General features: G+C 71.5%; 15 protein-coding genes. 6 read left to right on the plus strand and 9 right to left on the minus strand.

Annotated elements, in window-relative coordinates:
- Positions 1 to 9: 9 nt before the first annotated feature.
- Positions 10 to 1,434, minus strand: a complete 1,425-nt coding sequence (gene aceF, locus ABKA19_RS00285; RefSeq protein WP_353687148.1) for a dihydrolipoyllysine-residue acetyltransferase — start codon at positions 1,432 to 1,434, stop codon at positions 10 to 12.
- 419 nt (positions 1,435 to 1,853) lie between these two features.
- Between aceF and ABKA19_RS00290 the strand changes: the two genes are divergently transcribed.
- A complete protein-coding gene (locus ABKA19_RS00290; protein WP_162376957.1) occupies positions 1,854 to 2,486 on the plus strand; it encodes an OmpW/AlkL family protein in 633 nt (210 codons plus the stop codon).
- Positions 2,487 to 2,574: 88 nt separating this feature from the next.
- On the opposite strand, the gene ABKA19_RS00295 is transcribed toward ABKA19_RS00290, so the two are convergent.
- Complete coding sequence (locus ABKA19_RS00295) at positions 2,575 to 3,144, minus strand: CcdC protein domain-containing protein (protein ID WP_353687149.1); 570 nt, start codon at positions 3,142 to 3,144, stop codon at positions 2,575 to 2,577.
- Positions 3,145 to 3,202: 58 nt separating this feature from the next.
- Positions 3,203 to 4,099 (minus strand): DMT family transporter, encoded by an 897-nt coding sequence (locus ABKA19_RS00300; protein WP_162376956.1) that lies wholly within the window; start codon positions 4,097 to 4,099, stop codon positions 3,203 to 3,205.
- A gap of 79 nt (positions 4,100 to 4,178) precedes the next feature.
- On the opposite strand from ABKA19_RS00300, the gene ABKA19_RS00305 reads away from it, so the two are divergent.
- The 3 genes from ABKA19_RS00305 to ABKA19_RS00315 all read left to right on the plus strand — a co-directional run bounded on the left by ABKA19_RS00305 (position 4,179) and on the right by ABKA19_RS00315 (position 6,136).
- Complete coding sequence (locus ABKA19_RS00305) at positions 4,179 to 4,661, plus strand: YajQ family cyclic di-GMP-binding protein (RefSeq protein WP_162376955.1); 483 nt, start codon at positions 4,179 to 4,181, stop codon at positions 4,659 to 4,661.
- A gap of 8 nt (positions 4,662 to 4,669) precedes the next feature.
- Positions 4,670 to 5,248 carry a DUF1415 domain-containing protein gene (locus ABKA19_RS00310; protein ID WP_353687150.1) on the plus strand — a complete coding sequence of 193 codons (579 nt, stop codon included), beginning with the start codon at positions 4,670 to 4,672 and terminating at the stop codon, positions 5,246 to 5,248.
- Between the two features lie 81 nt (positions 5,249 to 5,329).
- Complete coding sequence (locus ABKA19_RS00315) at positions 5,330 to 6,136, plus strand: SDR family oxidoreductase (RefSeq protein ID WP_353687151.1); 807 nt, start codon at positions 5,330 to 5,332, stop codon at positions 6,134 to 6,136.
- 2 nt (positions 6,137 to 6,138) lie between these two features.
- On the opposite strand, the gene ABKA19_RS00320 is transcribed toward ABKA19_RS00315, so the two are convergent.
- From ABKA19_RS00320 to ABKA19_RS00335, 4 genes are all read right to left on the minus strand, one after another.
- On the minus strand, positions 6,139 to 7,410 hold the full coding sequence (locus tag ABKA19_RS00320) for a hypothetical protein (protein WP_353687152.1): 1,272 nt from the start codon (positions 7,408 to 7,410) through the stop codon (positions 6,139 to 6,141).
- A 206-nt stretch (positions 7,411 to 7,616) separates the two neighbouring features.
- Entirely contained in the window at positions 7,617 to 8,327 is a 711-nt protein-coding gene (locus ABKA19_RS00325) for an HAD family hydrolase (protein ID WP_162376951.1), read from the minus strand.
- Positions 8,324 to 9,034, minus strand: a complete 711-nt coding sequence (locus ABKA19_RS00330; RefSeq protein WP_353688006.1) for a pseudouridine synthase — start codon at positions 9,032 to 9,034, stop codon at positions 8,324 to 8,326. The genes ABKA19_RS00325 and ABKA19_RS00330 overlap by 4 nt, the downstream gene beginning before the upstream one ends.
- An 8-nt stretch (positions 9,035 to 9,042) precedes the next feature.
- Positions 9,043 to 10,194, minus strand: a complete 1,152-nt coding sequence (locus tag ABKA19_RS00335) for a class I SAM-dependent methyltransferase (protein ID WP_353687153.1) — start codon at positions 10,192 to 10,194, stop codon at positions 9,043 to 9,045.
- Between the two features lie 167 nt (positions 10,195 to 10,361).
- Here ABKA19_RS00335 and ABKA19_RS00340 point away from each other — a divergent pair, with 167 nt between their 5' ends.
- Complete coding sequence (locus tag ABKA19_RS00340; protein ID WP_162376949.1) at positions 10,362 to 10,586, plus strand: DUF6522 family protein; 225 nt, start codon at positions 10,362 to 10,364, stop codon at positions 10,584 to 10,586.
- A 36-nt stretch (positions 10,587 to 10,622) separates the two neighbouring features.
- Here ABKA19_RS00340 and ABKA19_RS00345 read toward each other — a convergent pair whose 3' ends face one another.
- Both ABKA19_RS00345 and ABKA19_RS00350 read right to left on the minus strand, forming a co-directional pair.
- Positions 10,623 to 11,021 (minus strand): MmcQ/YjbR family DNA-binding protein, encoded by a 399-nt coding sequence (locus ABKA19_RS00345; protein ID WP_353687154.1) that lies wholly within the window; start codon positions 11,019 to 11,021, stop codon positions 10,623 to 10,625.
- A gap of 64 nt (positions 11,022 to 11,085) precedes the next feature.
- Entirely contained in the window at positions 11,086 to 12,120 is a 1,035-nt protein-coding gene (locus tag ABKA19_RS00350; protein WP_353687155.1) for an aldo/keto reductase, read from the minus strand.
- Between the two features lie 190 nt (positions 12,121 to 12,310).
- On the opposite strand from ABKA19_RS00350, the gene ABKA19_RS00355 reads away from it, so the two are divergent.
- On the plus strand, positions 12,311 to 13,075 hold the full coding sequence (locus ABKA19_RS00355; protein ID WP_353687156.1) for a hypothetical protein: 765 nt from the start codon (positions 12,311 to 12,313) through the stop codon (positions 13,073 to 13,075).
- Positions 13,076 to 13,081 lie beyond the last annotated feature (6 nt).

Raw genomic sequence — 13,081 nt, forward strand, 5'->3', positions numbered from 1 at the left:
TTCGCGCCCTCAGAGCAGTACGCGACGCATGTCGGCGAGGACCTGCGACAGGTAGGTGGTGAAGCGCGCGGCGGCGGCGCCGTCGATCACGCGGTGGTCGTAGCTCAGCGACAGCGGCAGGGTCAGGCGCGGCACGAACTGCTTGCCGTCCCATACCGGCTGCTGGCTCGACTTGGACACGCCCAGGATCGCCACCTCCGGCGCATTGATGATCGGGGTGAACGCGGTGCCGCCGATGCCGCCCAGCGAGCTGATCGAGAAACAGCCGCCGCTCATGTCGGCCGGGCCGAGCTTGCCGTCGCGCGCCTTCTTGGCCAGTTCGCCCATCTCCTGCGCGATCTGCAGCACGCCCTTCCTGTCGACGTCGCGGATCACCGGCACGACCAGGCCGTTCGGCGTGTCGGCGGCGAAGCCGATGTGGACGTACTTCTTCAGCGTCAGGTTCTCGCCGGTCGCGTCGAGCGAGGCGTTGAAGTCCGGGAACTGCTTCAGGGCCGCGGCGCTGGCCTTGAGCAGGAAGGCGAGCATGGTCAGCTTGACGCCCGACTTGGCCTTCTCCTGCTCGGCGTTGAGCTGCACGCGCAGCGCTTCAAGCTCGGTGATGTCGGCCTGGTCGAACTGGGTCACGTGCGGGATCACGGCCCAGTTGCGGGCCAGGTTGGCGCCGGAGATCTTCTTGATCCGCGACAGGGGCTGGGTCTCGACCTCGCCGAACTTGCTGAAGTCGACCTTCGGCCACGGCAGCAGGTTCAGGCCGCCACCGCCGGCGGCCGGCGCGGCGCCCGCCGCGGCGGGCACGCCGCCGGCCAGTGCGGCCTTGACGAAGCGCTGTACGTCCTCCTTCGAGATGCGGCCACCGCGCTCGCTGCCCTTGACCTGGGCCAGGTCCACGCCCAGCTCGCGCGCGAACAGGCGCACGGCCGGGCTCGCGTACGGCACCTGGTCGGGCAGCACGCTGGCGGCGCCGAATTCCACCGGCGGGGTGCGCGGCGGCGTGGCTTCCGGATCGCTGCCGCCGCCGGCCGGCGGCGCCTGCACCTGCGCGATTTCGCGCTGGGCGAGCTTGTCGGGCTCGGTCGCCACCGCGACCGGCTCGACCTTGGCGCCGGTTTCGGCGGTCTTGACCGGCGCGGCCGGCGCCTCGGCCTTCGCGGGGGCGGGGGCGGCGGCCTTGGCCGTCGGCGCAGCGCCGTCGGCGGCTTCGATCAGCGCGACCACGCCGCCCTCGGACAGGGTGTCGCCGAGCTTGACCTTGAGCTCCCTGACCACGCCGGCGAACGGCGCGGGCACTTCCAGCGTGGCCTTGTCGGACTCCAGCGTGACCAGCCCCTGGTCCTTGGCCACGGTGTCGCCGACGGCGACCAGGACTTCGATGACGGGGACGTCGCTGTAATCCCCGATGTCGGGGACGCGCGCTTCCTTGATTTCGGCCATGCCAGGACTCCGGCGGTACGTGTGTGGGGAAAGACCCCTATTGTGTCCGCCTGCGCGCCCCCCCGCCAACCTTTGCCGGCTGCGTCGTGGCGTCGCGCCGGCCTGTCCCGCGACAGGTTTCAGTGGAGACCATCGCCCCGGCCCGCACCACCGGGCAGTACGCCGGCGCATGTGCAAGGGTCTGTCGCGCGCCGCAGGCTGCGCACCGCGTGAGCGCCGTGCGACGCGGTTCCTCACGCGGCGATCAGCTGCATGAACTGCCGCGACCGTGCCGGACGCGTATTTCCAATGGATTCGGCCGGGTGGCTGAACCGGATGCGCCGCGTGCGCGCGCATGCGGGGTTCCGTTCATGGGCGCGCCGATACGGTCTGCCGCGCCCACTCCAGGGCATCAATAACAACGAAGCAGGAGACTTCCCATGCGGACCTTTCGAATCCTGAGCCTGGCCCTGATCACCTCGCTGGCCGCGTCGCCGGCTTTCGCCCAGGACACCTCCACCGACACGGGCAGCGCCGCCGGCAAGCGCTTCGCCGTGGTCGGCGGCTACACCCACCTCGACCCCAAGACCGACGCCGCACCGGGCCTGAAGGTCGACGGCGACGGCGCGCCGACCCTGAGCGCCAGCTGGTACGCCACCGACAACTTCGCCGTCGAGCTGTGGGGCGCGGCGGACAAGTTCAACCACCGCGTGCGCGGCGACGGCGTCGGCAAGATCGGTACGGTCGAGCAGCAGCCGATCGCGCTGAGCGGCCAGTGGCACTTCGGCCAGGCGGACAACGTGTTCCGTCCGTTCGTGGGCCTGGGCTACTACGAGTCGAACTTCAGCAACGAGGACATCGCCGGCGGCGGTCCGCACGTGGGCCTGGAAACGGCCAAGGGCGCGATCGGCACGGTCGGCCTGGACATGAACATCAACGAGACCTGGTTCGCCCGCACCGACGTGCGCTACATGCACTCGCGTCCGGAACTGCGCGTGGCCGGCGAGGGCACCGGCCAGGAGCTGAAGCTGGACCCGTGGACCGTGGGCGTGGGCCTGGGCGCCCGCTTCTAAGCCAAGCGACCACCCTGGCAGCAGCATGGAAAGGGCCCGGACACGGGCCCTTTCCTTTTTCCCCGCAGCCGCGAGCGCGCTTCCGGCCTCAACGCGGTGAACGGTCGTAGCCGCGGTATCGCTCGAACCGGCGCGCGCGCCGGTGCAAGCCGAAGGCCTGCGCAGTCGCGTAACCCAGCAGCAATGCCGCGACGGCGAGCAGGCCCGCATGGCTGAGCCAGCCGCTTTCCGGCCAGGTCGCGCCGTACAACCAGACCCGCGTCGCCTGGACCATGCCGGCCACGATGCGCGCGGCGACGAGCAGGGTCAGCGCCAGCACCAGCCAGCGGTTGGACTGGTAGTAAAGGCCCTGCGGCGTCGCCTCGAAGCGCGTGATCGCGTGCCCGAACGCACCCAACAGCAGCCCGGCCAGCCAGGCGATGGCGCAGTACCGCCAGGCCGCCGGCCAGAAGAACCCGGCCACCAGCACCGATACGGCGAAGAGCGCAGTGGACGCCAGCGACGTCCACCACCCCAGAGCCAGCACCCAGCTCCACGCGCGCCGTCGCGCACTGCCCGCGCGGTAGCGCTGCCAGAGCAGCCATGGCAACAGCGCGAGCGAGAGGACCAGCAGCAGCGCCAGCAGGGGCAGGGCGAGCAGCAACAGCACCAGCAGCATCCGGCAGCACCTGTTCCGGGTCGTGCGCCCAGCTTACCCTTGGCGCGCGCGGCGGCCGCTACAGCGAATCGATCGGCGCCGCCCGCTCCGCGCCGACCGTGCGTTCGCGGCGCAGCAGGTACAGCCCGCTGGCGACGATGATCGCCGCACCGATCCAGGTGGTGGCGTCGGGCAAGGTGCGCCAGAACAGCCAGTCCCAGGCGATCACCCAGACCAGCCCGGTGTACTCCAGCGGCGCGATCAGCGAGGCGTCGCCGCACATGAAGGCACGGGTGAGCGCGATCTGCCCCAGCGCACCGGCCAGGCCCATGCCCAGGATCAGCGCGGTGTGGTCCCAGCGCAGCGGCACCCAGCCGGGGATCGCCGCCAGGCCGGCACCGACCGCCATGATCGCCAGGAACCAGACCACCATCGACTGCGGGGTGTCGGTCCGGGTGAGCAGGCTGACCGTGACCGCGGCGATGGCATAGGCCGTGGCGGCCAGCAGCACCATCAGACCCGGGAACGAGACGATCCCGTCTACCCCCGGCCGCAGCACCACCACTACCCCCACCAGGCCGATGGCGATGGCGGTCCAGCGGCGCGGGCCGACCTTCTCGCCGAGCAGCGGCACCGACAGCGCCGCCACCAGCAGCGGCGCGACGAAGTAGATCGAATAGGCCGTGGACAACGGCATCCGCTTCAGCGCGAACACGAAGCAGCCGATCATCACCATGCCCAGCACGCCGCGCAGCAGGTGCAGGCCCCAGCGCACCGGCACGATCGAGCGCGCACCGGCGGTGGCCAGCACCCAGACCAGCACGAACGGCAGCGATGCCGCGCCGCGCAGCATCGTCACCTGCAGCGGCGGATAGTGCGCGGCGAGCTGCTTCATGCCGGCATCCATCAGCGAGAAGGTGGCGACGGCAGCGAGCATCCAGCCGATGGCGGCCAGCGGGGAACGGATCGGGGACATGCCTGCATTATCGCCCGCCGCGCGCCGGCCGGGCACGCATCGGCGCTAGAATGCGCGCCTGCCCCGACGGACCACGAACATGCCCTCCTTCGACGTCGTTTCCGAAGTCGACTCCCACGAGCTGACCAACGCGGTCGACCAGGCCAGCCGCGAACTCACCACCCGCTTCGACTTCAAGGGCGTGGACGCGAAGTTCGTGCTGGAGGAAAGCGTGGTCAGCCAGTCCGCGCCCAGCGACTTCCAGCTCAAGCAGATGACCGACATCCTCAAGCAGCGGCTGACCGCGCGCGGCATCGACGTGCGCTGCCTGGAATTCGGCGACGTGGAGACCAACCTGGCCGGGGCCCGGCAGAAGGTCACGATCAAGCAGGGCATCGAGCGCGAGACCGCGAAGAAGATCCAGGCCGCGCTCAAGGACGCCAAGCTCAAGGTCGACAGCCAGATCAACGGCGACAAGCTGCGCGTGAACGGCAAGAAGCGCGACGACCTGCAGGAGGCGATCGCCCTGCTGCGCAAGGCCGACTTCGGCATCCCGCTTCAGTTCGAAAACTTCCGCGACTGAGCCTGGCCATGAACGCCGACCACGACAGCCTGCAGCCCGGCGAGGAAGAGGCGCTGGAGCTCACCCGCCGCTGGCTGGAGCGGGCGGTGATCGGCCTGAACCTGTGCCCGTTCGCCAAGGCGGTGTACGCCAAGCAGCAGGTGCGCTTCGTCTACAGCGACGCGACCACGCCCGAACAGCTGATCGAGCAGCTCGGCGAGGAGCTGCTGCTGCTGCGCGACACCCCGGCCGACCAGGTCGACACCACCCTGCTGGTGCACCCGCATGTGCTGCAGGACTTCCTCGACTACAACGACTTCCTCGAACAGGCCGACGCCCTGGTCGAGGTGCTGGAACTGGACGGCGAACTGCAGGTGGCCAGCTTCCATCCGGACTACCAGTTCGCCGACAGCGGCCCGGACGACATCGAGAACTACAGCAACCGCGCGCCGTACCCGACCCTGCACCTGCTGCGCGAGGACAGCGTCAGCCGCGCGGTGGACGCCTATCCGGATCCGGATTCGATCATCGAGCGCAACTACGCGACGCTGCGCGAGCTGGGCCATGCCGGCTGGAAGGCGCTGTTTCCGCCACGCGACGCCGGCTGACCCGGGGGCGGCGTCGCGCCTGGCTGCACCGCCTGCACGCCGCCTGCGCGACACTGGCCCGGCACCCCACGGAGCCCCGCCATGTCCCTGGTCCCGCCGATCCGTCCCTGGAATCCCGCGCCGTTGCAGGACCGCGTGGTGCTGGTCACCGGCGGCGCCCAAGGCATCGGTCGCGGCATTGCCCAGGCGGTGATCGGCGCCGGCGGCAGCGTGGTGATCGGCGACCTCGATGCCGACGCCGGCCGCGCCTGCATCCGCGAATGGGGCACGCCGGCGCGCGCCCTGTTCCGGCGCCTGGACGTGGCCAGCGAGCGCAGCACGGCCGCTTTCGCCGCCGCGGCGCTGGAGCGCTTCGGCCGCATCGATGGCCTGGTCAACAACGCCGGCCTGCCCGACCCGCACGTGCCGTCGCTGGACGCGCTGGACCTCGGCGAGTGGAACCGGCGCCTCTCCAGCCTGCACGGCGCCTTCCTGTGCAGCCGGCATGCGCTGCCCGCGCTGCGCCAGGCCGACGGCGGCGGCGCCATCGTCAACATCGCCTCCACCCGCGCCCACCAGTCCGAGCCGCACAGCGAGGCCTATGCCGCGGCCAAGGGCGGCCTGCTGGCCTTCACCCACGCCCTGGCCGTGAGCGAGGGGCCGCGGGTGCGGGTGAACTGCATCAGCCCGGGCTGGATCGCCACCGAGGCCTGGCGCGGGCCGGCGCGGCGACGCAGGCCGAAGCTGTCGCGGCGCGACCACGACCAGCACCCGGCCGGGCGCGTCGGCACGCCGGAGGACATCGCAACGCTGGCGGTCTGGCTGCTGGCACCCGCGCTGTCGGGTTTCGTCACCGGCCAGGAGTTCATCGCCGACGGCGGCATGGGCCGGAAGATGCAATACGCCTGAGCTCAGCGCACCACCGCGCCCCGCAGCACCGGCGCGCCTGCCTCCACGTCGGTCCAAGCCAGCCACGCGGCGCCATCGGCCCACTGCAGCCGCGGCAAGCCACTGGCGCGGCCGCGCGCGTGCAGGGTGGCCACCTGCACCACCGCCGGCGATGCCAGGTCCGGCGCGTAGCGCGCCAGGCGCAGGACCTGGCCGCCCTCTCCCGCCTCTTCCAGCCAGGCCGCATGCACGTGCCCGCCGCCCTGCGCCAGGGCGACCCGGCCCAGCACCTGCGGCCCGCGCGCCAGCACCACCGGCGGATCGAAGCGGCCACCGGCGTCGCGCGAATGCGCCAGGCGCAGTTCCGGCACGGCATCGGCCTCGGTGTACCAGGCCACCCACACGTCCTGATCCTCGGCCGCGACCGCCGGGCCGTTCACCGGACACCCGGGGAAATGCCAGCCATCGCTGTGCACGTCGCGCGGCGCGGTCCAGGTGCCGTCGGGCTGCAGGCGCACGATGCGCGTGTCGCGGATCTCGCCGGCGCCGCGGCCGCGGTAGACCACCACCACGCCGCGTGCGGTCTGCGCCGAAGCCGTGGTGCAGCAGTCGCAGGTGGACGCGTCCAGCGGCCACTCCGCCTGCTGGACGCCGTCCGGCCCGTGCACCGCGGCACGCAGCATCATCGCCGCGGCGCCACCATGGTGGCCGTCGTGGCCTTCGGTCTCGCCTGCCGCCGCCTTCTGCCGGCTGTCCAGCCAGGCCAGGCCGAGGCGGTCGTCGCCGGCGCGCCAGAACGTGGTGAAGCCGTGGTCGCCGCGACCGCGCGGATGGACCGGCGCGCTGCGCTGCCAGTGGCGGCCCCCGTCGCCCGAGCGCACCAGGGCGATGCCGTAGTCCATGCGTGACGGGCCGGTGCGCTCCAGCCAGTGCGCCCACAGCGAGCCGTCGGCCAGCGCCTGCACCCGCGGGGTGTCGGCCCAGTTCACGAACCAGCCCTGGCCTTCGGCCACGGCCAGGGTCGGCGCCCACCCGGTTTCCCCGGCGAGCGTCGCCGCCAGCTGCAGGCGGTGGCCCCGCTCCCCCGCCGGCTCGAGCCAGCTGAGCAGCAGGCGGCCATCCGGCGCCCGCACGAGGTCCGGTTGTGCGGCGCCCGTCGGCGCGGGCAGCGGCCAGTCCGTGGCCACCGGAACCCCGGGCGCGGCGGTCGCCGCTGCCGGCACCGCGGCCTCGCGCGAGCAGCCGGCCAGCAACAGGACCGGCAGCATCACGGAAGCCAGGACGGCGATCCACATGCCATGCGCGATTCGTACGGGATGGATCGGAAACATGACTGCTCCTCGCTCGTTGCGTTCCGGCGGCGCAACGCCGCCAGTGCCCGGCCTTGCAATCCGGCCCGTCCCTTTCCGGCCCGGCGGGAAGTCCGATAGCGCGCCGGCCGCCAGTGTCGCTCGCGCTCGCCCCGAAGCGAATCCCGTTCCCGTGCCGGAGCCGCGCCGCTTCAATCCGGGCGTCCGTCCTCGACCGCGACCAGCGCCGCCTGCAGCATCGGCACGACCACTTCCAGCGAGGGCGCGATGCGGTGGCCGAGGGCGAGGGTCGCCGCATCCGGGCTCAACAGATCCGGGACCTGGATCGGCGTCATGCCCGCGGCGAGTGCGGCGCGCACGCCGGTCGGGGAATCCTCCAGCACCAGGCAGCGCGAGGGCGCGACGTCCAGCGTGCGTGCGGCGAGCAGGTAGACGTCCGGCGCCGGCTTGGGCCGGGCCACGTCGCTGCTGGTGCACACCGCGTCGAAGTACGGCAGCAGCCCGGCGGCCTGGAGCTTGCGCATGGCCAGCGGACGCCGGGTCGAGGTTGCGACCGCGCGCGGGAGGCCGCGCGCCACCAGCCACTCCAGCAGGTCGACGATGCCGGGGCGATGGTCGATGCCGGCGTTGGCGACCGCGTCGTACAGGACTTCGGAGCGCTCCAGCAGCGCGTCGGCCGCGGCCTCGCCGATGCGCTCGGCCACCAGCCGCCGGCACAGGCCATCGCCCCCACCGATCATCCGCAACCACAGCGCGTCGGGAATGTCGTGGCCCAGTTCGCGCGCCGCCTGCGCCATGCAGGCGTTGATCGCGCGCTCGCTGTCGAGCATCAGTCCGTCCATGTCGAAGATCACGGCATCGGGCGCGAACGGGAGGGGGGCGACGGGGGCGGGCAGGTTCACGGGGTCTCCGGGTTGAACAGGCGGTCGAGGTCGGCGGCATCCAGCGCGCGCCACTGGCCTTCGGGCAGGCCGTCGAGCGCCAGCCCGCCGACCTGCGGCCGGTGCAGCGCTTCGACGTGGTTGCCGGTGGCGGCGAACATGCGCCGCACCTGGTGGTAGCGGCCCTCGTGCAGCGTCAGGCGCGCATGGCGTGGCCCGAGCACCTCGAGTCGCGCCGGCAGCAGTGGTGTGGTCTCCGATTCGAGCACGAGCGTGCCGCTGGCGAACAGCGCGGCCTCGTCGCCGCGCAGGTCGCTGGCCAGCGTGGCCTCGTAGATCTTGGCCAGCTTCGATTTCGGCGAGACGATCCGGTGCAGGAGTCCGCCGTCATCGGTCATCAGCAGCAGGCCGGTGGTCTCGCGGTCCAGCCGGCCGACCGTCGACAGCACCGGATCGCGCAGGCGGAAGCGTTCGGGCAGCAGGTCGTAGACGATGCGACCCTTGTCCTTGGTCGAGCACGTGTAGCCGGCCGGCTTGTGCAGCATCAGCACCAGGCCCTGCGGCGGATCCAGCGGCTCCCCATCCACGCGCACATTGCCGTGGTCCAGCGGATCGTCGGCGTAGAGCACCTCGCCGGCGGCGTCGGTGACCCGGCCTTCGCGGAACATCCACGCCACTTCCTTGCGGCTGCCGTACCCCAGGTTGGCCAGGTGCTTGACCAGTTTCATCGACTTGCTCATCGACGCCGCTCCCTCATCGCCCGGCCCTTCATCGCAGGACCATTCGCGGCCTGCCCTCTCACCGCCTGGGCCTTCACCGCTTCGATCACCTTGAAACCGCCGCCTTCGGCGAGCACGCGGTGCGTGGCGAATGCCTGCGCCACGGTCGCCTCGTACGGCAGGTGCCGGTTGGCGACCAGCAACAGGCGGCCACCGGGACGCAGCGACTGCGCGGCGACCTCGATGAAGCGCTGGCCCAGCTCGGGCCGGTCGCCGCGGTCGTGCGCGTGGAACGGCGGGTTGCTGACGATGAAGTCGTAACCGTCCTGCGGCAACCCGGTGGTGACGTCGTGCCAGTGGAACGCGAGCGCGGCGCGACCGGCCCGGGCAGCCAGGTTGGCGCGTGCCAGTTCGAGCGCGCGCGCCTCCGCTTCGTACAGGTCCAATGCGCTCACGCCGGCGCAACGGTCCAGCACTTCGGCGGCCAGGTAGCCCCAGCCGGCACCCAGGTCCGCACCGCGACCGGACAGGTCGGTCGGCAGGTGCGCGGCCAGCAGGGCTGACGCCGGATCGATGCGATCCCAGGCGAAGACGCCCGGGCGGCTCTGGAAGCGTCCGCCCAGGATCGGACGCGGCGCATCGGCCTGGCGCCAGCGCGCGGCGAGCGCGGGGTCGCGCGCGCCCGACAGCGGCGGTGTCCAGAACACCCGGCAATGGAACTTGGTGAGCGTGCCGTCGAGCCCGGCCAGCTGCTGCAGGTCCTTCTCGCGGGAGCGGGCGCCTTCGTCATTGGCCACCGCAGCGACCACGCGGGCGCCGGGGGCGGCCATGGCCACGGCGCGGGCGAGCAGCGCTTGCGCTTCGTCGCGCTGGCGCGGCGGCAGCACCAGCACCAGTGAAGCCTCGGCGGCGCTGTCGAGCTCGGGATGGACATCGAGCCCGGCCTGGCCCAGGCCATCGGCCAGCGGCTTGAAACCCTGCTCGCAGCGCAGTCGATCCAATGGATGCTGCCGCAACGGCCAGCCGTCGCGCGCGCGCAGGAAGGCGATATCGCCCTGCGCCGGCCATGCCAGCGGGCCACCGTCGAACGGCAGCAGCAAGGCCTTGAGGGGATCGTCGTGGAGGTTCAAGCGCGCAGGCACGGCGTCGGGCAGGCCATTATCCGCCATCGCTGGCGGACCGTGGCCCCGCCTGGCGCGCCACCCCAGCGGCGGGTGGCACGGCATTCACCCGCTGACCACGTGCGCCGTGCGCGCGCCTTGCCGGCCCCTGATCCAGGTCAAGGCGATGGCGCGCGCCTTGCGCGACCCTGCATCCGCCCCCATTGACCGCCCTCATGGACACGATCCGACCGGAACTGGAAATCGACGGCGCCCTGGTCGCCCGTGCAATGGGCCTGGACGTGGCCGCGTTCCGGCAGTTGATGGACGACGGCAAGATCACCGTGTTGTGCGAACGCGGCACCGGCGAGGATGCCGGCACGTGGCGCGCATCCTTCTACTACGGAGGAAGGCGGGCACGCTTCGTCGTCGATGCGCAAGGCAATCCGTTGGCCGGTTGAGCCGTCACGCAGCCCGGCCCTGCCTGCCCGCACCGGCTATGGGTCGCCGCGCCTCGCACGCGCCCTGGGCGGCAACGAAGCGCCGGCCAGCTCCACCTGGCGGGCCCGGCTCAGCTTGCCCAGCGCATGGCGGTACGACCATTCGACCAGTTCGCGCAGGTAGGCATCGGGCAAGCTGCGCACGTCGACCACGGTCACCCACTGGTGGCGACCGCGCCAGCGCGCGGGCTTGATGCCGGGGATGTCGGTCAGCTCGAGGAACCGCTCGGGCGTGGCCTTGAAGCTGAAACGCCAGCGCTCCGGTTCGCTGGTCTTGAAATAGGCGAACGACTTCCCGCCGATCGAGTAGACCAGGATGTTCGCCGGCGCGCCGTGCAGGCGCACATCGGCGCCGGCCAATGCGGCACAGAACTCCTTGAGATGCCCGGTGTCCATCGCGTCCTGTCGAATCACTTGCCGGGAGGATGCCCGCTTCCCGTTGCGGCGAGGATCGGTTGGCTCACACCGGGGTGGGGTTTCGGTACTTGAAACCAGCCTGGTGCCAGTACGGATACGGCTTGGTGACCGCGCTGGCTTCGTCCAGCTTCGCCACCTGTTCGGCGCTGAGGTTCCAGCCGACTGCGCCGAGATTCTGCCGCAGCTGTTCCTCGTTGCGCGCGCCGATCACCACGGTCGACACGGTCGGGCGCTGCAGCAGCCAGTTCAACGCCACCTGCGGCACCGACTTGCCGGTCTGCGCGGCGATTTCGTCCAGCGCATCGACCACCTTGTATACGTGTTCGAAATCCACCGGCGGGCCGGAATCGACCGCGGTCTGCGACTGCAGGCGGCTGGATTCGGGCAGCGGCTGGCCGCGCCGGATCTTGCCGGTGAGCCGACCCCAGCCCAGCGGGCTCCACACCACCGCGCCCACGCCCTGGTCCTCGGCCAGCGGCATCAGCTCCCATTCGTAGTCGCGGCCCAGCAGCGAGTAGTAGGCCTGGTGGGCGACATAGCGGCTCCAGCCGTAGCGGTCGGCGGTGGCCAGCGACTTCATCAGGTGCCAGCCTGAGAAATTGGACACGCCCAGGTAGCGGATCTTGCCGGCCCGCACCAGGTTGTCGAGCGTGGACAGCACTTCCTCCACCGGCGGCCGCGCGTCGAAGCCGTGCAGCTGGAACAGGTCGATGTAGTCGGTGCCCAGGCGCCTGAGCGCGGCGTCGACGGCATTGACCAGGTGGTAGCGCGAGGAGCCGACCTGGTTCTCACCCTCGCCGAAGCGGAACGTGGCCTTGGTCGAGATGATCAACGAATCGCGCGGCCGGCCCTTGATCGCCTCGCCGAGGATCTCCTCGGCCGCGCCCTTCGAGTACACGTCGGCGCTGTCGAACATGTTCAGGCCGGCGTCCAGGCAGATGTCCACCAGCCGCCGCGCCTGCGCCACGTCGGTGCTGCCCCAGGCGCTGAACAGCGCGCCGCTGCCGCCGAAGGTGCCGGTGCCGAAGCTGAGGACGGGGACGCGGAAGCCGGAGCGGCCGAGGTAGCGGTATTCCATGGGGGGATTCCGGAGGGGGAAGCGGGATCGCCATTTCACTCCCCGGCGGTGGCCCGCTCAACCACCTTGGCGGAATGCTGGGTTCCGCCGCGCCGCGACATGGCGCGACGTGGCACCTCCGTCAAAATGACGGAATCCGGACGGCCACCGGCGTATGCTCGGCGTGCCCATACCATGCGTGGAGTCCGCCATGCCGATCACCCGCCACCAGGCCCAGGCCCTGCTCAACGCCGGCGAGATGGAGCTGTACGACGAGAGCCGCAGCAACCCGCTGCGCAAGCTCGATGCCGCCGCCCTGGAGAAACGCATCGCGCGTGCGCGCCGCGCACGCGACCGGGCGCGCGACCTGACCCAGCGGCAGAAGCTGGCCTCGCGCGCCGCCACCGGCAGCAAGCGCGGCACCAGCGGCCAGGCCAACCAGCGCAGCAAGGACAAGGCCGCCCTGCTCGATGACATCCTCAAGCGCTTCGAGGGTGCGCTGAACCCCGCCGTGAAGAAGGCCGCGGCGAAACCAGCCACCGCGAAAGCGGCCGGGAAGACCAGCGCCGCCAGGCGTACCGCCGCCCAGCCGAAGCAGGCATCCCCCCGCGTCGCATCGCGCGCCGCGTTGCGCCAGGCCGCCGGCGACACCGGGGCCGCGGAGACCAGAAAAGCGCCCGTGCGCAAGGCCAGCGCGCGGGACGTGGCGGCGAAGAAGCGCATCCAGGCGGTCCGGGCCAAGAAGAAGCTGCTGCAGAAGAAGACCGAACGCGACCGCGCGCCCCGGTCATGGCAGGCCATGGACGGCGTCGACGCGCCGTCGGTGCCGGATCCCGGCTTCCAGTCGTCCAGCGCGGCCAGCAAGGCCAAGCGGCTGCATGCCGGGCAGAGCCGCATGAAGCCGATCCAGGGCAGCATCAGCACCCGTGGCAAGCGGACCCAGGCCAGGCGCGACGGCCGCAATACCCCGCACTGAGGGCGC

It is taken from the genome of Pseudoxanthomonas sp. Soil82, from assembly GCF_040446535.1.
Classification (GTDB): domain Bacteria; phylum Pseudomonadota; class Gammaproteobacteria; order Xanthomonadales; family Xanthomonadaceae; genus Pseudoxanthomonas; species Pseudoxanthomonas kaohsiungensis.